This window comes from Glaciimonas sp. GNP009 (assembly GCF_054343755.1).
In genome coordinates, this window is sequence record NZ_JBTGUV010000004.1 from 2,600,785 (window position 1) to 2,622,196 (window position 21,412).

Annotated in this window: 15 protein-coding genes; 12 read left to right on the forward strand and 3 right to left on the reverse strand. The window is 51.0% G+C overall.

Translation table 11 applies throughout. The features are described from left to right. Positions 1-187 precede the first annotated feature (187 nt). Positions 188-994, forward strand: a complete 807-nt coding sequence (ygiD, locus tag ACXX82_RS12300; RefSeq protein ID WP_458563008.1) for a 4,5-DOPA-extradiol-dioxygenase — start codon at positions 188-190, stop codon at positions 992-994. A 78-nt stretch (positions 995-1,072) separates the two neighbouring features. Here ygiD and ACXX82_RS12305 read toward each other — a convergent pair whose 3' ends face one another. After that, positions 1,073-2,686 (reverse strand): NAD(P)/FAD-dependent oxidoreductase, encoded by a 1,614-nt coding sequence (locus ACXX82_RS12305; protein WP_458563009.1) that lies wholly within the window; start codon positions 2,684-2,686, stop codon positions 1,073-1,075. 339 nt (positions 2,687-3,025) lie between these two features. Between ACXX82_RS12305 and ACXX82_RS12310 the strand changes: the two genes are divergently transcribed. Then, complete coding sequence (locus ACXX82_RS12310; protein ID WP_322235066.1) at positions 3,026-3,340, forward strand: YXWGXW repeat-containing protein; 315 nt, start codon at positions 3,026-3,028, stop codon at positions 3,338-3,340. 235 nt (positions 3,341-3,575) lie between these two features. Here ACXX82_RS12310 and mnmC read toward each other — a convergent pair whose 3' ends face one another. After that, positions 3,576-5,552: a bifunctional tRNA (5-methylaminomethyl-2-thiouridine)(34)-methyltransferase MnmC2/FAD-dependent 5-carboxymethylaminomethyl-2-thiouridine(34) oxidoreductase MnmC1 gene (gene mnmC / locus ACXX82_RS12315; RefSeq protein ID WP_458563010.1), complete on the reverse strand. Its 1,977-nt coding sequence runs from the start codon at positions 5,550-5,552 to the stop codon at positions 3,576-3,578. A 604-nt stretch (positions 5,553-6,156) separates the two neighbouring features. On the opposite strand from mnmC, the gene ACXX82_RS12320 reads away from it, so the two are divergent. The 8 genes from ACXX82_RS12320 to ACXX82_RS12355 all read left to right on the forward strand — a co-directional run bounded on the left by ACXX82_RS12320 (position 6,157) and on the right by ACXX82_RS12355 (position 18,448). Next, positions 6,157-8,229 (forward strand): phospholipase D-like domain-containing protein, encoded by a 2,073-nt coding sequence (locus tag ACXX82_RS12320; RefSeq protein WP_458563011.1) that lies wholly within the window; start codon positions 6,157-6,159, stop codon positions 8,227-8,229. Positions 8,230-8,381: 152 nt separating this feature from the next. After that, positions 8,382-9,917: an SEL1-like repeat protein gene (locus tag ACXX82_RS12325; RefSeq protein WP_458563012.1), complete on the forward strand. Its 1,536-nt coding sequence runs from the start codon at positions 8,382-8,384 to the stop codon at positions 9,915-9,917. A 444-nt stretch (positions 9,918-10,361) separates the two neighbouring features. After that, a complete protein-coding gene (locus ACXX82_RS12330; RefSeq protein WP_458563013.1) occupies positions 10,362-13,091 on the forward strand; it encodes a type VI secretion system Vgr family protein in 2,730 nt (909 codons plus the stop codon). A 5-nt stretch (positions 13,092-13,096) separates the two neighbouring features. Then, positions 13,097-14,092 carry a DUF2515 family protein gene (locus tag ACXX82_RS12335; protein ID WP_458563014.1) on the forward strand — a complete coding sequence of 332 codons (996 nt, stop codon included), beginning with the start codon at positions 13,097-13,099 and terminating at the stop codon, positions 14,090-14,092. 149 nt (positions 14,093-14,241) lie between these two features. Next, complete coding sequence (locus tag ACXX82_RS12340) at positions 14,242-15,045, forward strand: hypothetical protein (protein ID WP_458563015.1); 804 nt, start codon at positions 14,242-14,244, stop codon at positions 15,043-15,045. 270 nt (positions 15,046-15,315) lie between these two features. Further along, positions 15,316-16,119, forward strand: a complete 804-nt coding sequence (locus ACXX82_RS12345; protein WP_458563016.1) for a hypothetical protein — start codon at positions 15,316-15,318, stop codon at positions 16,117-16,119. 270 nt (positions 16,120-16,389) lie between these two features. After that, a complete protein-coding gene (locus ACXX82_RS12350) occupies positions 16,390-17,196 on the forward strand; it encodes a hypothetical protein (protein ID WP_458563017.1) in 807 nt (268 codons plus the stop codon). 127 nt (positions 17,197-17,323) lie between these two features. After that, positions 17,324-18,448, forward strand: a complete 1,125-nt coding sequence (locus ACXX82_RS12355) for an Imm72 family immunity protein (RefSeq protein WP_458563018.1) — start codon at positions 17,324-17,326, stop codon at positions 18,446-18,448. A gap of 165 nt (positions 18,449-18,613) precedes the next feature. Here the strand turns inward: ACXX82_RS12355 and ACXX82_RS12360 are convergent, their stop codons facing one another. After that, positions 18,614-19,636, reverse strand: a complete 1,023-nt coding sequence (locus ACXX82_RS12360; RefSeq protein WP_323507005.1) for a TraB/GumN family protein — start codon at positions 19,634-19,636, stop codon at positions 18,614-18,616. 189 nt (positions 19,637-19,825) lie between these two features. Between ACXX82_RS12360 and ACXX82_RS12365 the strand changes: the two genes are divergently transcribed. Further along, positions 19,826-20,560 (forward strand): pyrimidine 5'-nucleotidase, encoded by a 735-nt coding sequence (locus ACXX82_RS12365; protein WP_322240363.1) that lies wholly within the window; start codon positions 19,826-19,828, stop codon positions 20,558-20,560. A gap of 134 nt (positions 20,561-20,694) precedes the next feature. Next, positions 20,695-21,270: a nucleoid occlusion factor SlmA gene (slmA, locus tag ACXX82_RS12370; RefSeq protein ID WP_322235087.1), complete on the forward strand. Its 576-nt coding sequence runs from the start codon at positions 20,695-20,697 to the stop codon at positions 21,268-21,270. The last annotated feature ends 142 nt before the right edge of the window (positions 21,271-21,412 follow it).

Here is a 21,412-nt window from a genome sequence, read left to right on the forward strand (position 1 = left end):
GCCTATTTTTCTTTCAAGTGAAAAAATATATAGTGAATATTCGCAGTTTGAGGGCTTGTTTCAACGGCTGGCATCAACGGCTGGAATTAACGGCTTATATCACAGCTCGTTTCAAGGCCATTTGAGCGGCTGGCGTAGCGTGATTCCCAGCCTTTTCAATTTTTTACATTATTAGCGGAGAGATTTTATGAGCCATGTTGTCACCCATCGCATGCCAGCGATATTTTTTGGTCATGGCAGTCCTATGAACGCCTTGCAGGATAATCGCTACACCGCCGCTTGGGAACAGTTGGGCGCGCGCGTAACCGCCTTGAAGCCAAGGGCAATTTTATCTATTTCAGCGCATTGGTACACGCGTGGAACCAATGTTACGGCGATGCCAATGCCGAAAACTATTCATGATTTTGGAGGGTTTCCGCAGGCCTTGTTTGATATTCAGTATCCAGCCCAGGGCGATCCTGCGTTAGCGGCCCAAGTGCGTGACTTGCTGGCACCGATGACGGTTGAGATGGATGATTCCTGGGGGTTGGATCACGGTACCTGGTCGGTTCTGGTGAAGGCTTTTCCAAAAGCCGACGTGCCGGTTATCCAGTTGAGCATCGATGCAACGCAGCCACCGCAATTTCATCTTGAACTTGGACGGAAATTAGCCGTTTTGCGCGAGCAAGGCGTGTTGATTATCGGGAGTGGGGATGTGGTGCACAATTTGCGGCTGGCAAATTGGGACCCACACGCACCGGCTCGGGATTGGGCGATGCGTTTCAACACCACTATCCGAGAAAGCTTATTGGCTGGCGATGTGCAAAAAGTGACGGATTACGCTGCACTTGGCGAAGATGGACAATTGTCAGTTCCGACCGCCGAACATTTTTTGCCATTGCTATATGTGATCGGTACGCAGCAGGATGACGAATCGATTTCAATCCCGGTAGACGGCATTGAAATGAGCGCGATCAGTATGATGTCGGTGGTCGTTGGCGCGCTAGGGGATTGAAGCGGTAGAGCGACGCCGGCATGTGTTCAACGGCTATCGCTCTGCGCTATTTTTGCGTCACATGATCTCCTGATCAGGCTAGTTGCCGGTGCTACTGGTCATGCTCAGCGCCACCGCTTCTGCAACACGAATGCCATCAATTGCCGCGGACATAATGCCACCCGCATAGCCCGCACCTTCGCCAGCAGGGAATAAACCGACAGTGTTCAAACTTTGCAGGCTGTCGTCGTGGCGCTTGATCCGCACCGGCGAAGAGGTGCGGGTTTCCACGCCCGTCAGTACCGCATCCGCCATAGCAAAGCCACGGATTTGTTTATCGAACGCGGGTAACGCCTCGCGCATGGCGGTGATGGCATACTCCGGCAGTGCCAAACTGAGGTCGCCAAGCTGCACGCCAGGTTTGTAGGATGGCAATACCGTGCCGAATTCAGTTGAGGCGCGACCCGCCAAAAAGTCGCCCACCAGTTGTCCTGGTGCGTTGTAATTGCCGCCGCCCAGTTCATAGGCACGCGACTCCCAATGTTCCTGCAAGGCAATTCCGGCCAGCGGATGATCGGGGTAATCAGCCGGCGTAATACCGACCACGATGCCGCTGTTAGCGTTGCGTTCATTGCGCGAATACTGGCTCATGCCGTTGGTGACAACGCGTCCCGGTTCGGAGGTTGCCGCCACGACCGTGCCGCCAGGACACATGCAAAAGCTGTATACCGCGCGGCCATTAGCGCAGTGATGCACCAATTTGTAATCGGCAGCGCCAAGGATAGGGTGACCGGCGCTTGGGCCAAATCGACATTTATCGATCAGTGATTGCGGGTGTTCAATGCGAAAACCGACCGAAAATGCCTTCGCCTCGACGTAAACACCGCGCTCGAAAAGCATTCGAAAGGTATCACGGGCGCTATGACCGATTGCCAGCACTACATGGTCGGTGACAATGGTCTCGCCGCTGGCGAGGATCACGGCACGGATTTGCCCCTTATCGATATCCAGATCCTGGACTTTTTGCTCAAAACGAAACTCTCCGCCCAGCGCTTCAATCGATGCACGCATTTTCTCGACCATCTTCACCAAACGGAAGGTGCCGATATGCGGTTTGCTGACGTACATGATTTCTTCCGGGGCGTCTGCCGTGACAAATTCGGTCAGCACTTTGCGACCGTAGTGCTTTGGATCTTTAATCTGCGTCCATAATTTTCCATCGGAGAAGGTTCCTGCGCCACCTTCGCCAAACTGTACATTCGATTCGGGTTGCAGCTCGCGCTTGCGCCAGAGGCCCCACGTATCTTTGGTCCGTTCGCGCACCGCTTTGCCACGGTCCAGGACAATTGGTTTAAAACCCATCTGCGCCAAAATCAAGGCAGCAAACAGTCCACAAGGCCCGGTGCCGATCACAACTGGTCGCGACTTTTCTGTACCGTTTGCATGCGCTACAAATTTGTACTCCATGTCTGGGGTTGGCGTCACATTTTTAAGCGCCTTGAGACGTTGTTGCACCGCCGCCTCATCTTCCAATTCGACATCGACCGTATAGGTCAGCAACACTGCATTCTTTTTGCGGGCGTCATAACTTCGACGAAAAATCGTAAAGCCAAGCAGCGCGGCCGGTTTAATTGCTAACCGGTCCAGAATCGCGCTGCGGAGCGCGTCTTCCGGGTGGTCGAGCGGTAGCTGTATTTCGTTCAATCGCAACATGGGTGTTCCGGTATTTTTGGTAAATAGTAAGTGCCGATATCATTGGACTGATTCATGGGTCGAATGCATCGGACGGATCTTAGGGGCCTGTCGGACCTGCGGGTCACGGCTGAATGGATGCATTTTACCTTAGCGCTCGCCCATTCCGGCTTTTACCACAGTCGATTCCCGTCGAATTTAGCCTGAGCAGGATAAGCAGCGTGAGAGGTGTTTCAAACTGTGTCAAAAACGCTGAAAAACCGGTTGTTTGGTCAAATTGGAAACAAAAAATTACAGTTAATGTGAAAGTGCTGGCCTATATTACTTATCAGGACTTGCTCACATTAAAGGAGAATTTTCATGAAGTTCAAATCGATTCTTTGCGTCAGCTTGCTCGCAGTGAGCGCTGGATTCATAGCGCCGATAACGCAGGCACACGCACAGGTGGTCGTCGGTATCGGGGTTGCTCCGCCGCCTCCACGCTATGAGGTTGTACCGCCACCGCGTGGCGGCTTTATCTGGGCACCGGGCTATTGGCGCTGGAATGGTCGTCGGCATGTCTGGGTCGGCGGACATTATATGCGGGCGCGTCCCGGCTATCGTTACCATGCACCGGGTTGGGAGCACGGTCCCCGCGGTGACTGGCGGTTCCGTGAGCGCGGTTGGGAAAGATAACTTTTTGGTGATGATGGCCCTGATGCGTTTGGGTCATCATTGTTTTTCTTACGTATTCGTACGTTTTATTGCTTTTTCGATATTTATTGGCGAAGTGCACTCCAAGTAGCCGCACGCCTTTATGCATCTTTTTTGTCTATTTGAAGTCTTCTAGAAATATCGATTCGTGATTGAAGATTTTTGCAGGATTGGTGTCGCGAACGGTTTTTAATTCATCGCCAGCTACATGTTTACATTAATTGGATTTTTTCCGACGCTGCGTCCGCAAAAGAAAACGTGCAGGATCGACGGCCGCCGCCAGCTCCGCTTCGATCGGTAACGGCTCACCGTTCAATTCTGCCGCCAGCAGTTCGGCTGCGAGCGGTGCCCAGATCAACCCACGCGAAGCAAATCCCAGCAATCCATACAGGCCAGGAAATCGCGGCAGATCTTTCAGTTGCGGTTCACGCAGTGCAGAGTTTGTTATCGGATCTGGAAGGGCACCGATTAACGGTAAACGGTCGGTGGAGACACAGCGGAAACCCACCCTTCCAGCGAGTGGCAGTTGCGCCGTATCGACTTTCCAATCGGGTAAAATTTTCTGAAGACGGACAATATTTTCATTCTGACTTTTTTGCCGCAATATCTCCTCGTGGTCTTCGTCATACGTCGCACCCAAGCTGTGCCAACCGTCAGCGGCCGGCGTTAAATAGCCATCTCCACACAGCACTTGTGTGATGTTTGGGGCGCTGTCCTCATGGAGGTAGGTAACCTGACCACGAATGGCTGTTAGTGGCAGATCGCGGGTTTGTGGAAACGTTAGCGCACCCATTCCATTTGCCATAATCACCACCGGCGCACTGGCAATCCCTTTTCCTTTGTCGTCGCATACTTGCCAACCATCGACCGTTTTTATGAGCGAGCTGACCGACCTATTAAAATGCATTTCCAATCGTTCACCGCAAGCCTCCAGCATTGTCTGACATAAGCTACGCGGATGCACCCATCCGCCGCCGGGAAACCGCCAACCGCCATGGTTCACTTCGGTTCCGAGTAGCGCGCTGGCGGCCGACTGCGTGAGCCATTGCGCATAGTCGTTTGGATGCTTGGCTTGCGCCGCCCAACGCCGTTGCGCATCGGCCTGATCGGCGTCGCGCGCAATCTGAAGTACACCGCAACTTGCACCCGAGAAGGCATTGCCTATACCGCCGAGACTTTCCCATACATGGCGTGCGAAAAGATACGCGGCACGACTCAAGCGCGAAGTCGGATTATCATCTCTTGATAAAACCGGCATGAAAATGCCGACGGCGTTGCCGGATGCTTCTTGCGCTATATCGGCATGACGCTCGATCAGGCTGACTTTCCAGCCGCGCAATGTCAGCCGTTGGCAAGCGGCAGCGCCCGCTAATCCTGCGCCGATAATAATCGCGTGACGCTGATTCTGAGAGGGATTGCTAGTTGGCAAAGTTGGCTGCCAGCGTGGCAAAAAATACGCGATTGCAGTGTTTGCAAAGCCGGCAGAATTTTTTGTATTGTCGACGATGGCAGGATTCTCAAAAACAAATCCGGCTTGCTCCAAACTTTTTTGTTGTCTATCGCTCAGATCAACAATAGTTAATCTTGCGTTGGGAATCGCTAGTCGATTGAGTCTTCCCAGCAAAGGTAGTGGCCATAGTTGTTGCGCTGGACCATGGACATAAAATGTATTTATACGGGCTTCAATCTGTTGTAAGCATTTACCGCTGTCGCCAATCATCAACGTCAATACGATCTTGTTGTGCGCCAGATAAAGACGATGAAAGCCCGCCATCAAGGTTGGCCAGACCGCACGTAATTCCTGCGCGTGCATCGCCCATTCCGGCCATGTTGCGTGCGCTTCGGTCAGTTCCGCGATGGAAAATGAGGTTGGCATCAACGCCAAATAATGTAACTGTTGTGGGCGCTCGGGATGTTCGCACCAACTCTGCCATGTAGCGAGAAAATGACCACCTGCATCGAACGCTGTATCGAGAATTGTGAAGCAATCCTGTTGCTGCCATTGATCGATAGGCGATGCAATGCCGAGCAAGTTATTCATTGATGTATTGGCTGAAGTATTTACCGATTTTTCGACGACGGTATCAATGATGGTATTAATCGATTCGTCACGCGCTATTCCTTCCGCCGAAGCTGGATCGGATTTGTCAGGAGGAGGCGCGCCAGGCAGAAAAGGTGGGACAGATTTGTGCATGCGGAGAGTGTAACGACATTTCCTTTCAATAGATGTAATTATGACTGCAAGGCGAATTCTTCGTTAGATGGATTGGTAAGTTTGTGGTTGGCATTGTTTACATAAGACTCAGTAAAGAATAGTTAATTCCGACACTCGCTTCTTATCTCGCCTCATTTTTGATTTGCCATTCCCTACAAGAACCAGAATCTTCTTAGAACTATTCACGACCATTCCCGTTTATTATTGCCGCAGAGTTTTTCACCTCCACGATTGCAAGATTGTAATAAAGATAAAGATTGCATTCAATCGTCCTCACGTTCGTAGCGGAAGGTCTTCCATCATGTCCAGCAGTCGCACTTTCAGCGCATCTGGCAGCGCTATTCCAACACGCTTGAATCAACCTGCGCTGGTCCACTCAGTCTCTGCGGAACAGAGGGAATGAACGCGTTGTTTCACTAAACCGGCGTGCTGATAAAGCCCGAAGCCTTGAGTTGATGATCGTACTGTACGGCAACGGTGGATTTGTCTGCAGCGCGGTTGGTAACAAAGAAACCGGACAACAGCACTATCTAAGCCCTGCCTATTTTTTCGATTTACCTGAAAGCCAAAAGACAGGAGTTCCATGCCACCGAATATCAAAGACCTATTTTTTACTGAAACGACCCATGTTGATGAAGTCAACTGTCGGGCTACCATGAGTCGGCAATGGTTATTGGAGAATCGTAATGGTGTTGGTCGGCATCCGATTTCGGTCGACAATCACCTCGATTTTTATATCTGCGCATCAGAAGCATTTCCCCACATTGTTAAAGATATCAAGGCGGCTATAAAAAGCATTGACCTGATCTGCTGGGGTTTTGATCCCGGTATGGAAGTGACAGATCGCAACGCAAAGGATTGGCCGCGTAGTACCACTTACGGCGATTTATTGCGTGAGAGAGCTAGTAGCGGCGTGACGGTGCGTTTGCTGGTGTGGTTCGCTGATGGATGGTTTGGCCCTATTGGTCGTGTGGCAAGCAATCTTTACGGTCATCCTAAATGGGGGCGGGCCGACAAGAAAGATCCCAACTATGCGCGTGCCAAATTTTGTGAAGACTGGTGGGATGATGCGATGGCGGGGCGTATTCCCAATCTGCATGTGCGTTATCGCTCAGCTGATGCTGGAGCGATAACGGCGAGTCTGAAAGGAGAAACGCCAGGGTTTACGGATATTGAAGTGTTAGGCCTGATCCGCGTAGCAACGCATCACCAAAAGCCGATTCTGATTGATGTCGAACTGCGAGAGGAAGCGGTCGGCTACGTGATGGGACTCAATTCCACCACCGACTATTGGGATACGCCTGCGCACCTTTATAACGATGAGCGACGCGGGCATCAACGCGAAGGCGGAGCGGATAAGCGCAATCCTGGGCTCGGACTTAAACCATTCCGTGACTACGCGATTCGGGTGAAGGGTAAAGCGCTGCATTGCCTGAACCGGAATTTTGTGACCGCATGGGATAAGGCCAAACGGAACTGGGACCCTGTGCCTGAATCCTCTAAAGTGTCTGCCATACAGGGAGAGACGGGCAAGAAAAATTCCAATACTAGCCGTGCCAAACTTGTTAAAGACATGTTGGACGAGACCTTCAAGGGCCCGATTGTCAAACTGGGCGGAGGCGACAGTCAACCGGGCTGGTTGCAGTCCGCGCGGGAGGCGATCACGCCGGATGCTTTTAGGCTTCTTCCTTCCGGCACAACGCGGCAGATGGCGCAGATCGTGCGTACCCAACCGGAAGAGTCGGACAAAACTATTCAGGAAGCCTACTGGCTGGCCACCAGTCAGGCGCGCAATTATCTCTATATCGAAAATCAATACTTTCAGTACACACCATGGGCAGAACATCTGAAAGCCATGCGTAAGCGTTATGTTAAGCGTATGCGGGAATGTGGATGGGGAGCCAATGTTCCCGATTTATATGTTTTTATCGTCATTCCCGAAGCCGAGCGCCACGGGATGGTCCCGCGCACCTACGATACCGTGGCCGAACTGGGCCAAGCCCAGACCATGAAGAACTACGATGAGGCAGTCAGGCAGCAACGTGAATGGAGTTTGGGCTTTTTCAATCAATGGATTGCGACTCCTTTCAAGAAGCTTATGTCGCTTGGGAGGCTGATACCGTCAATTGACGAGATCACCAAGGGGGATATTGTCGACTCGGCTGCGCGCATCCCGGTAACCGAGGCCGAGTTGGAGGGGATGGGCATCAAAATCCTGATCGCCAAGCTGTATACACAGGATTCGCATTCGAACCGATGTCGTGAAATTTACATCCACAGCAAACTGATGATTATCGATGACGTGTTTTTAACGCTCGGCAGCGCCAACATGAATGTGCGCAGCATGGTGGTGGATAGCGAAATTAACATCAGTTGCGTGAATGCGGAATTTGCACGGGGTGCGCGGGAAAGGGTATGGGGAAATTTGGCGGGAGAGGAGTGGGATGGTGGTGATGGAAACCCATTGAGTATTCAAAAAACTCACGAAGGTTGGGTGAAAAAAATGCAAGACAACTCCGAAATTGTTGAGAAACAAAACGGGCGGATTCAAAATTTCATCGTCACCTACTCCGACCAGCGAGGGGGAACGGGCGTTACTGGCGTCCGCGTGGCGCAAGCCCCTGCTGCCGCTACCTATAACGAGGCATTGGCATGACCGTCCAATGCAGTGGGCAACCGGTTTGTAAAAATGGGATGTCTAAGTTGCTCAACGTTATTTCACCCCGGTACAACCGGACCCGATGCGGATTAGGCCGCTGGTTATCAGCAGTTGTTCTTTTTATTTCACTTACACTGACAGCATGCTCCATGGATAACACACTTCCCCGTCACCAGATTCCCCCGCTTTTTTTTCCACACCGTACAGAGTTCCTCTGCAAGCATGAATTGACGGTAACGCCGCCAGTGGATGCGCAGGCAGAAATCTGGTATCAACAGGCGGTGGCGCTGGACACGCCCACGCTCTGGAAGGAGGACCGTGACTGGCCGCAAATTCTGGCGCTGTACACCAAAGCAGCGGAGCGCAAGCACTGGAGGGCGATGAACAATCTGGCAACGTTGTATCAGACCGGGGTGTGGGGGTTGATCGATTCGGATAAACTCTTGGTGGCACGACAACCGCAGGTGGCGATGGCACTGACAGAACAGGCGATGCAGATGGGCGTACCGCTGGCGTACGCGGTGATGGGCAATTATTACGCCGATGGCTTTATCGTCAAGCCCGACCCAACCAACGCGTGGGCTTTCTGGCAGCAAGCCGCGGAGATGGGAAGCAGTTATGCCCAGTTCACGATAGGGCGCAGTTTGAATTCTGGTAGCGACGCGCCCGAACGTGGTCGGTGGGCCAATGTGCCGATCGCCCTCAAGATGCTCGAATGTGCGTTTTCACAGGGCAATGGAGATGCCGCGGAGGAACTAGGAATTGAATATAACCTTTTCATAAAAGACAAACCGCGCGCACTCCATTACCTGCACGAAGGCGTCAAATTCGGGAGTTGGGGGGCCGCAAATTATTTGCGCAGCGAATTTCAATCAGTCGGCGGCCTCTCTCCTTATGGTATCGATAATTCACGCGCTGAGCGCTATGACATATTTAATGATGCCATCGAACGTAATCGCGATCTCCGCTTCCCCAACCTGGACAAAGTGTTACCTTTACCACCCGCCGACCTGCCGCAATGGAACGGTAACAAAGAAGACCTGATCAACGCCGCCAAACAGGTCGTGCCAATCCCGCCCCCTCCGGCACCCACGCCTGGAGCGGACTTAACCGGCCGTGCACATATCCCGCAAGGGTGGGTATTGCCAGAATATCCCAAGGTGCCCTATGCTTTGTTGAGAGAGGGGCATAATCATGTGTCATCGGAATACGAGGGCGTCAGAGTGCCTTTTAGCGGCTATTGGCTGCCTCAGTTACTGGCGCGGACCAGCTATGAGGATCTGCTTTTTGATCGCCAGCAGGCCCCGCAACGCTATACCGATAACGAAGGGTTCGACAATCTGCGCCATTTTCTAGCGCCAAAATCCGGCCGTATCATGTGGCATTTTAGAGGCGATCCCGAGCAGTTGCCGGTCCCCGCCCGTATCGGACAACTCAGCAGCGGTGAATGGCGCGAAGCGCGGGCCAATCCGGTCCGCACTGAGTGTGACGGGGCAGAAACCTGTCCCCACACCGGCATCTGGCAACCGCTCTTGCCGGACGAACATCCCCTCAAAGCACTGGTTAACTGGCGCTGGCGCCAAACCTGGGCCGTCAAGGGACAACCTTTTCCCGATCCGCAGCAGGATTGGCTGGTGGATGTAGCGAACTATGCGGTGAAGTGGCGACTGATTGAGATGGGTTAGGTAACTTTCAGATTTCAATAATGACAGGCTGTCGTGGTGGCCTATACCACGATAGCGCCATAAGACTTTAGAACTGGTGTTAACCCACCTTAATGCACGTCATTGATAGAGCGCTTGTTGACATGCATTTTTAGTCTTTGAATGCGGAGAGGGGAAAGTTGTAGGACATAGTATTTCGGTAAATAACACCATATCAGGCAGGTCCGATAGCGTGATGATCATCGACCTATAAGTGACCAGATTCTCCCTACAATAGCTAACTACATAAATAATCGCGGATTATTCTTAATTTTGAAAATGGCATACATTTTCAGAAAGTTCTTAGCACTATTGATGATCATTACCGCTTAATATTGCCACAGAGTTTTTCACCTCCACGATTGCAAGATGCGATAAAGATTGCATTAAATCGTCCTCACGTTCGTAGCGGAAGGTCTTCCCCCAATGTCCAGCAGTCGCACTCTCAGCGCATCTAGCAGCGCTATTCCAACACGCCTGAATCAACCTGCGCTGGTGCCGATTAGTCTCTCTGGCACGGAAGGCATGAACGCATTATTCGATTACACCGTCGTGCTGATGACGCCCGAATCCTTGATCCATCTGAGTGAAGATATCGGCAATGTCAATCTCGATGATTTCATTGGTCGCGAGTTAACCATCATGATTGCATTGGATGGCAGCGGTGGATTTATCGACAGTGCGTTTGCTGACAATCTGCTTGGCAACATCGGTGCTGGGACGCGTGAAATCTCCGGCCTTATCACCGCCGCCAGCATGCTGCGGCAAGAGGGCCGCCACGCGCTGTACGAAGTGACATTGCGCCCGTGGTTGCATCTGGCGACACTGACCACCGACTGCAAGATATTTCAGGATCAAAGCGTGATCGAGATCATCGATCTGCTGTTTGCCGACTACGCCTGTCCAGTCGACAAGCGTCTCATTGAGACTTATCCCAAACGCGACTATCAGACCCAATACAACGAAAGCGACTTTACGTTCTTTAGTCGATTGTGCGAAGAATGGGGAATCAACTATTTCTTCGAGCATGATAATGGCGTCCATCGACTGGTCTTAATCGACAGCATCGGTGCGCATAAGAATTCGCCCAGCAGCGCTTATCACGTGGTGCAGTTTCATACGGAAGGCAAACATATCGATGAAGAGTGTATTCATGCCTTTTCACCCGTACATCAACTTACCTCCGGCCAGTACACGACGCGGGATTATGACTACACAAGGCCCAAGGCCAATCTCACCGCCAACCGCTACGATCCCCGCCCCACTGCGCACAGTGAGCAAGCCGTCTATCAATGGCATGCCGACGCGCATTATAGCCAGCCGAAGGCGGGTTCCGGTTCAGCAAGCACCAACCCGGAAAGCCAGAATGATCCGTTTGCCGAAGGCGATTTCATCGCCCGTTTGCGCATGCAAGCCTTACACAGCGTCGGCCAACGAGCGCAAGGCCAAGGCCATCTACGCGGCATGGTGCCCGGTTGCATCTTTACATTAGAGCGCCATCCGCAGACCGCCGCCAATCGCGCGTATGTGATTGTCTCGACCACGCTGATAATCGACGAAGCCGCACAAGAAACCCAGGCATCCGACAATGCACACCGGCAACGTTATCGCGTCCACGTCGACTTTACGGTGCAACCGGCCAGCGAGAACGTGCGACCGGAACGGTCTACACCCAAACCGTTCACCCACGGTCCCGCCACCGCCACAGTGGTCGGTCCGCAGGGACAAAACATCTGGACCGATACCCTCGGGCGCATCAAGATCCAGTTTCCATGGGACCGCCTCGGCCAACACAATCATCAGAGCAGTTGCTGGGTCCGCGTGGCCGCACCGTGGGCTGGCAATCAACTCGGCGGCATGCATATTCCCCGCATCGGGCAAGAAGTCATCGTCGACTTTCTGAGTGGCGATCCCGACTTGCCGCTATGTACCGGACGGGTGTACAACCAACTCAATACGCCACCGTGGGCATTGCCGAGTCAAAGCGCGTTATCGGGCTTTCGCTCACGCGAACTGACGCCCGACGGTGGCAATGCGGCCAGCGGACGCAGCAACCATCTGGTCATGGATGACACGGCAGGCAAAATCCAGAGCCAGCTTAAAAGCGATCATCAGCACAGCCAATTGAGTTTGGGCCACATTACACGCATCGAAGACCACGCCGGTCGCAAGGAATCCCGCGGTCAAGGATTTGAACTGCGCACCGACGGACATGGCGCAATCCGCGCTAAAAACGGTCTGCTGATCAGCACCGAAAGTCGCCCCAATGCCAGTCGTCACATCACCGATCTGGGCGAGACGGCACAGCGCCTGATCGATGCGCACGGCCAACAGAAAAGCCTCGGTGAACTGGCGCAGCAACATGGTGCGCTTGAAGTTGGCGAGCACAAAGCGGTCACCACTTCACTCACCGATCAGAACGACGCGATTCAAGGGACCGGCGGCAACAACGGAAACAACGGCAACGTCAAAGAAGGCAGCTTTCCCGAATTAACCGCACCGCATCTGATACTCGCCAGTCCAGCGGGGATCGCTACCACGACGCCGCAATCGACCCACATTGCCAGCGGGGAGCATGTAGCGCTCACCAGCGGACAGGATATGAGTTTGTCGGTAGGACAACGGCTCATCGCCAGTGTCAAAAACGGCATCCGCCTGTTTGCCTACAACGCCGGTATGAAAATGGTCGCCAGCAGCGCCGACATTGATGTGAAGGCATTAAAGAGCAGCCTCAACATTTTAGCCAAACTCAATATTACCCACACCGCCAACCGTATCGTCATCAATGCCACCGACGAAGTCATGATCAATGGCGGCGGCAGCTATACCAAATACAACGCCAATGGCATTGAGAGCGGAACCAGTGGCGCGTATCTGATACGCGCGGCAAGCAAAGAAGTGATCGGTCCCAAAAGTTTTGGCGTCAACGTCACCGGCCTTCCCGCAGTCGACGTCTACGACGAAACTTTTCGGGTGCTCGGCATGACTGGCTTACCGCAGCCCGGCGCGGACTATCGACTGCAGGAAGAAGACGGACATTTCTCTGAAACCGCAGAAAAAGGTACCACGCCATCAGTCCATACCAAGCAAACACAATCGCTCAAATTCGACCTTCATTTTCCCACCATCGACACCAGCAATGACAACAAGGAATAAATAACATGGCAGATACCTTCGTCATCGGCACTACCAACAAGATACCGAATAGTTGTGTCGACTTAATCTGCACATGCCCAGTCATGTGGTCGCGAGCGACACAATTTGCCTATCTGCGGATGTGTAATCACAAACCAAAAACGCAGGAATATCATCTGATTGACAGCTATGTTGTGCGCGCACGACGCATTTCAGCGACCTATGCGCGGCTTTATCTTGAGCAAGAAAAATTTAGCCAGCCAGAAAAAAAAGGCCGCTTCTACTGGGCCGCGCTGGCAGCTTTTGCCAGCAAAACCGTTGCCTGTTCGCTCGAATTATCACGCGTGAAAATGATCCCCGTAATCCATCAAGGGCTGGCTAAAGGCAATTTCTGGTTATTTATGGATATCGCCGCTACCCATGCTTACTGGGCAATGGAATCGCCGAGTTTTAAACAATGCGCCTCCGCCCGAGCCAAAGTCGATGAATTGGTCCCAACGGTGACAGCGCAAATGAAGAAATTGCCCTGGCATGATGAGGCGATGGCGACATTGCGGAATTTGCCCATCACGCCAGAGATCGATCAGGCGTTTGACAAAATGATGGAATATCAGTCGGCGGACCAAGACATGAAACCTATTAAGCAACTTGAGCATCTGATGCTGGTTGCCAACCACGAACAACGCAAGATCCTGCAACCGCTCATTTATGACGATCCCTATTTTTCCTGCTGGCTTGAGTTCCAGCGACAGCCATACGTGCAGTGGGCAACGCCGAAATTGGAACTGGTATTCACCCGTGCGTGCAGCACCGATGATCCTACCTTGAAATCGACCGCACCAAAAAATACGGTATTGGAGAACGAAGACAGTCGCATGGATTGGATTAAGTTGGCGGTCCAGAAATTTCACGGTTTGATGCAAAAGCGTGCGCCTTTTATGGAAAAAGAGCTCTGCATCATGGCAGGGTGGGTCAGCTTGCCGGATACGATTATTCATTTAAATGAAATGCCACCATCGTGAGCAAAGCAGGGCGCAGATCGATTGTAGTGTGCAGCCTGTTGTTCGCCTGCGTTGTGTGCATGACGTGGTGGCGCTGTGCGTATGTGCCGTGGCTTGATCATCCCCTCATCAACTCTCTACAAAATCATTTATTCAACGAAAAGGTCGACATGGCACAAACAGAGATCACGATACGCTTAGGTCAGCAAGGTCAGGATTGGGCAAAAATGTACCCGAGGCAATTAAAAGTTAACGATAAGAATGCCAATGGCGAAATGGTGTTTTATGAAATCCATTGGACGCGTATTCCTTATCAGCAATCCCTTGGTAACGTGCATATTGATAATGGTACCTATAGCTTTACTACTCCCTTTGTTCTGAGCGTCATGGGGGTGGCAGTGCCGGGCGATACGCCAGAGGAGGGAATTGAAAATTTTTCACTGGGAGTTGGCATGTCAGAAGCAACGGTACTTCATCCCGAAGCCCAAAGACAGTTTTACGCGCTACTCAAGACTATACAAAAAGCAGGTTGGAAGCGGCAGATTCGGGTTGCTTTCCCACGTATTAGCGGGCGAGACGCATTGGCGTATTCCCAGATGGTCGAAAGTAGTTACCCCATCGATCCCGACTATATGCCCACCTTTCAGGAATGGATGTGGATTAGAAATTATGCTCACTGGAATTTTTATGCCAACGGTGTGTACCTGGACGTATCTTTTCAGAGAGGTATGGAGGTCGATCCCGATAAGCCAGGCGCTTACTTAATTTCCCTGGAATTTGAAACCAGAAATGCGTGGGAGCGGAGTCATTTTCAAGGAAACGAACGATTGCGCTGGAGAGAACTCTACCCGCCAACCCGCCAACAGCTGAAAACCATGCGCCCCATCGCCGAGCAGAAAATTCGCGCCGAGGGTAAATATCATATCGATGAAAGTTACCGTAATCCCGACGATGACAGGCCTGAATCCACATAAATTACCCACCTAAAATGTTCTTTTTTGGAATCGATAGCAGCGCAATGAATTCAATGATCCCTGATGATCGTATCACGCAGCATGCGCGATAACGACCGTCGCCAATGGCCGCCAATTTGGACAAAGTTAATACAGAAATCGATTTTAATATTCACCGTGCTTCTCCCATTCGTCGTATGCATGGTGTGGTTGGGCGGTCCAAACCCAGTGTGGATAAATCTATCTCTTATCAAGTCTATAACGCGTGAATTATTCCCCCAAAAGGTCGACATGGCACAAACAGATATCACGATACGCTTAGGTCAACAAGGGCAGGACTTGGCAACAATGTATCCAAGGGCAATAAAAGTTAACAATAAGAATGCGAATGGTGCGATGGTGTTTTACAACATTGACTGGACCCGTGTTGCTTATCAGCAATCGCTGGGTAATGTGCATATTGATAATGGTGCATATAGCTTCACTGTTCCCTTTGTGCTTGGCCTCACCGGGGTAGCAGTGCCGGGCGATACGCCAGAGGAGGGAATTGAAAATTTTTCACTGGGAGTTGGCATGTCAGAAGCAACGGTACTTCATCCCGAAGCCCAAAGACAGTTTTACGCGCTACTCAAGACTATACAAAAAGCAGGTTGGAAGCGGCAGATTCGGGTTGCTTTCCCACGTATTAGCGGGCGAGACGCATTGGCGTATTCCCAGATGGTCGAAAGTAGTTACCCCATCGATCCCGACTATATGCCCACCTTTCAGGAATGGATGTGGATCAGGAATTATGCTCACTGGAATTTTTATGCCAACGGTGTGTACCTGGACGTATCTTTTCAGAGAGGTATGGAGGTCGATCCTAACAAGCTAGGCGCTTACTTAATTTCACTGGAATTTGAAACCAGAAATGCGTGGGAGCGAGCGCATTTTCAGGGAAAAGAGCGATCACGCTGGAGAGAACTCTACCCGCCGACACGCCAACAGCTGAAAACCATGCGCCCCATCGCCGAACAGAAAATTCGCGCCGAGGGTAAATATCATATCGATGAAAGTTACCGTAATCCCGACGATGACAGGCCTGAATCCACATAAATTACCCACCTAAAATGTTCTTTTTTGGAATCGATAGCAGCGCAATGAATTCAATGATCCCTGATGATCGTATCACGCAGCATGCGCGATAACGACCGTCGCCAATGGCCGCCAATCTGGACAAAGTTAATACAGAAATCGATTTTAATATTCACCGTGCTTCTCCCATTCGTCGTATGCATGGTGTGGTTGGGCGGTCCAAACCCACAGTGGATTAATCTATCTCTTATCAAGTCTATAACGCGTGAATTATTCCCCCAAAAGGTCGACATGACACAAACAGATATCACGATACGCTTAGGTCAACAAGGGCAGGACTTGGCAAAAATGTATCCAAGAAAATTAGAGGTTAATGATAAGAATGTGAATGGCGAGGTGGTGTTTTACAACATTGACTGGACGCGAATCCCTTATCAACAATCACTAGGTAACGTGCATATTGATAATGGTGCTTATAGCTTCACTGTTCCCTTTGTGCTTGGCCTCACCGGGGTAGCAGTGCCGGGCGATACGCCAGAGGAGGGAATTGAAAATTTTTCACTGGGTGTTGGCATGTCAGAAGCAACGGTGCTTCATCCCGAAGCCCAAAGACAGTTTTACGCGCTACTCAAGACCATACAAAATTCAGGCTGGAAGCGCCATATTCCTGCTCATTATCCCCGTATCAGTGGGCGTGACGCATTGGTGTATTCCCAGATGGTCGAGAGCCTTTATCCGATTGATCCAGACTATATGCCGACCTTTCAGGAATGGATGTGGATCAGGAATTATGCTCACTGGAATTTTTATGCCAATGGCGTTTACCTGGACGTGTCTTTTCAGAGAGGTATGGAAGTCGATCCTAACAAGCTAGGCGCTTACTTAATTTCACTGGAATTTGAAACCAGAAATGCGTGGGAGCGAGCGCATTTTCAGGGCGAAGAAAGAAGACGGCGCTGGAGAGAACTCTACCCGCCAACCCGCCAACAGCTGAAAACCATGCGCCCCATCGCCGAACAGAAAATTCGCGCCGAGGGTAAATATCACATCGATGAAAGTTACCATAATCCCGACGATGACAGGCCTGAATCCACATAAATCGTCGTCCTGAGTTGTCCTTTTTGTCAAAATTATCGCTCTGCCAAGATCGTCCAGGAAGGCTATCTATTACGCGGTGCGGCTACGGCGGGTAAGCAAACAAATAACTAAGAGATAGGGAAATAATATGCAAAACCGATTAACCATGACCCCGGAGCAGGAACCACTGGTACGGGATCAAGCGTTTTACTTACTCAAAAAATATACCAGTTTTACTTTTATCGATCAGGCTCGATTGCGGTATCAAGGTTTTTTGGATGCGTTTTTGAAGCAACTCAAGAACCTTTCGCCTGCCTTACAAAACGATCCGGACGCTGACTTTTATCAGACTCGGCACGAATACGAATACAAAGAATTCCTGCGCCAGATGATACCTATGGAGCAAGGGCTGGCGCTACTTCGGTCCACGCCTCATAAGACCGAAGCATATGAAACGCTTTCGCTTCCAAGTTTTATAGGCCAATTATTTGGTCGATATGCAGATGAAAAAGGTGTGTATTACGATCCTTTTTATATTGCTTTAGGGATGACCAATGAATATCCCGGAAACAGCATTCATCCGAGCAACCACACCGCCTTTGTAAAGGACGTCATGAACGCTTCAGTTATCAACTTTACTCAGGGCATCACGGTATTTGAGTGTAAAAACTACGTGCCTTTCCATTTAGTTGACATGAATAGCCTACGTCAGTCCCAGAAATGGACCTATGAAACCCTCTTCTTCGAACCCGAATGGCCGATCCCTCGTATCTTCCCGGAATATCTTCCATCATGCCCGCCGTATAACCATAACCATCAGGATCAAATCTTCACCGGCGGGACCATTCCCACTGACGGTATCTGGGAGCCATGGTTTATCATGCAGATCTTCAAAAATACCGATCCGGCGAAAATGGCTGCAAAAGTCGGTTGCCCTAATTATTTTTTATCAGGTGCGGTTGCCACCGAATATCAATTGGAAGGCACGGACACGTGGGAAGAAGTCTGGTGGCGTTTGCTGTGGGAAGACAAGCGCTATCTGGATGGCACGATTCCCGCTGAGGAAGCGGACTATCTGAAAACCAGACCGCCGGTCGCGCCGCAGATATTTACAGATCAAAAAGCTTATCCGGGCGATGTGTGTCCAATAACCGGCAACTGGCATGCACCGCATATGCAAGGCAAAACGGTGCGATTGGAGGCAGGGAATATCATGGCCGGATCAAAAATTAACGCCGCGGGTAATGCTGTGACCTGGTATCTCAAAGTCTGAGACGAGCCTCATCACCACACAAGGTTGATCTTGTCTGGCTGTGGTGATGTTTAGTATCAGTTCTCGCAGATGGTTGAACGTTGCGATCTTGTTGATAGCGCGTCAACTTCTACGCAAACTGGCTTACTTTAGCGCTACCAATACCAATAGCAGTGAATATAGCAATTAGTAAGTTCGCTGCACGCTATACCCGCGTTCACGCAGCAGCGCTTGCACGCTCGTCTGGCCGACTAGATGCAACATGCCAATACCGGCGAATGCGGTTTTGTTTGACTTGAGCAGCTTCTCGAAGGCATCGGCTAATGCAGGATTGCGTCCGTCCAATAGCGCGCGTTGTATAAATTGACCGGTGAAGGTATCGTCACTAGTCATTTCTTTTAGCAGTTTTTCTAATCCGACCAAATCGCCGCTACGCCACAATGCCACCAGATCAAGCGCTTTTCTTGCGCGGATCGGATCATCTAGATCGTCGACGGTATCTTGTAAAAAACGGTTTTGATCTGCGACGGACAAGTTACCTAGTAAAGACAACTGATATTCGACACTTTCCAGGCCTATCAACGGTTTGTTGTGCGTCTGCGCATAATTGGAAAGATAGTTGTCGACGCCTTGTTCCTTCGGGAAGCCATTTCTGGCGTATTCTTCTGTCGTCAGCATGGTCGCCAATAGCCAAGGCTTCATCCGAAGGACGTCGGTTGGCGCCATATGGTACTTTTCTAGCAATGCGTGCACTTGTTGCGTCAAAGCGGCCGGTATATCTTGCGTGGATGAGCTGTCATTGGGATATAACGCATAGTGTTGAATGAGTCGGTTGAGCGTCGCCGTGTCGCTGGTGTCGATTTCAATGGCCACGCGTGACGATTGATCTAAAGCCCTCATGACTTGTGGTGCGAGCGGGAAAAAATCCGCGCTGCCGACGTGGATGGTGCCAAATAAATAGGCGGTATGGCCGTCGCGTTGAATCTTAAATAATGCGCCGCCTTGACGAACAGCCTTGGTTGGCGGGGTGGCCGCTTTGGTGTCGATGTCCCTGGCGAAGGTGGATGCTACATAAAATCCAGCGAGGAAAAAAGGAACCAAGTAATGCGGGCGGCGATACCACGCACGCGTTCGGCCGATACACGGCCCAGCAAAGCCGCAAACCTTTTTAAACCGATCACTCAAACTGACTATAATCTGGCGCAGCACACGTTCTCCCTGATGCGTTTTATTTAACGGCGTTTGAAGGTTTTCGACATATTGTATCGTTACTGCCGGCATGACTTTGTTGGTGGCTAGACTGACCTTTACGAGCGTAGTGTCAGAGTCTCTTTATTTGTTTAAGAGGCAACATTTTACGCATGCAGCCATAACGTTAACAAAACCTGGTGACAAATGATGTTGGCAAATACTACACCGGTCTGGCTGTTCGACCTGGACAACACGCTACATAACGCTTCGCACGCCTTTTTTCCGGCGATCAATGACAATATGAATCGCTTCATTGCGCGTGCACTGGGGACGGACGGGGTCGATGCGGATGCGGCGACCGTCAATGCGGTGCGGACTGACTATTGGATACGTTATGGTGCCACGTTGCTGGGAATGGTCAAGCATCACGGGGTGCGCGCTGAGGACTTTTTGCGCGAAGCACATCGTTTTGACGATCTTTACGGCATGATCCGTGCTGAACGTGGTCTGATTAGTCTGCTGAAACGTTTGCCCGGTCGAAAAATATTATTAACCAATGCACCACAACGTTATTCCCATGATGTTATGCGTCATTTGGGGCTGCACCGTCAATTTGGCAAACACATCTCAATTGAGTCCATGCACGTGCATCGGCAACTCCGGCCAAAGCCGTCACCACATTTATTGCGTAAGTTGATCGCACGGGAAGGAATCGCCGCACATCGTTGTATTTTGGTGGAAGATACGTTGGCTAATTTGAGAACGGCCAAGCGGATCGGCATGCGGACGGTGTGGGTGACAGGGTATTTGTCCAAAACGGCCAAAATTTCGACCCAGAGCGGGCAGTTGATGCACCCAAATCTGACAAAGCGCACCCGTTACGTCGATGTCAAAGTAAAATCCGTGCGGCGACTGGCAAATAACCTTCATCGGCTGCGCTAAGTGCGAATAAAACCCCGTTCAGATTGGTCGTACCGACGCAGGTAGTGCGACGGTACGACAATGAGATACAACATCTAAGCGGTTTTTTGGTTGGACTTAATGATTAACAGATCAGACTGATACGAAAATAAGATATGGCAACAAATAAACCTGGCGAACGTAAGCTACAGATTCTTCAAACGTTGGCAACGATGCTCGAACAACCCAAGGGTGAGAAGATCACCACTGCTGCTTTGGCCGCAAAACTGGCGGTGTCGGAAGCGGCGTTGTATCGCCATTTCGCCAGCAAGGCACAAATGTTTGAGGGTTTGATTGAGTTCATTGAGACTAGTGTTTTTGGCCTGATCAATCAAATTACCGAACAGCAGGAGAAGGGTTTGTTGCAAGCCCAAGCGGTGGCTTTAATGTTGCTCAATTTTGCCGAAACTAATCCTGGCATGACACGTGTCATTATCGGCGACGCCCTTATTAATGAAGATGAGCGATTGCAGCTGCGAATGAATCAGTTTGTGGATCGCATTGAAATGTCGTTGAAGCAAGCATTGAGGATCGCTGCCAGTCAAGGTGAGGCTAACGAGCAGGAAGCGACTATCCGTGCCAATATATTGACCAGTTTTGTGCTGGGACGCTGGCAACGTTTTGCCAAGACTCGCTTTAAGCAAAAGCCGTGCGAGGACGCAGCGCAGCAAATCGCCTTAATTTTGGTGTAATAGCGCGACGTTAATGCTGGTATCGGGTGCGAACGAGCCAGAAGCGTCGAAGTATGGTTGGGGACACAACGGGTAAGTCTCAAAAAAACAGCGCGACTATAACGCGACAACCGGCTCGTAAAAAAGCCGATCATCATAAAAG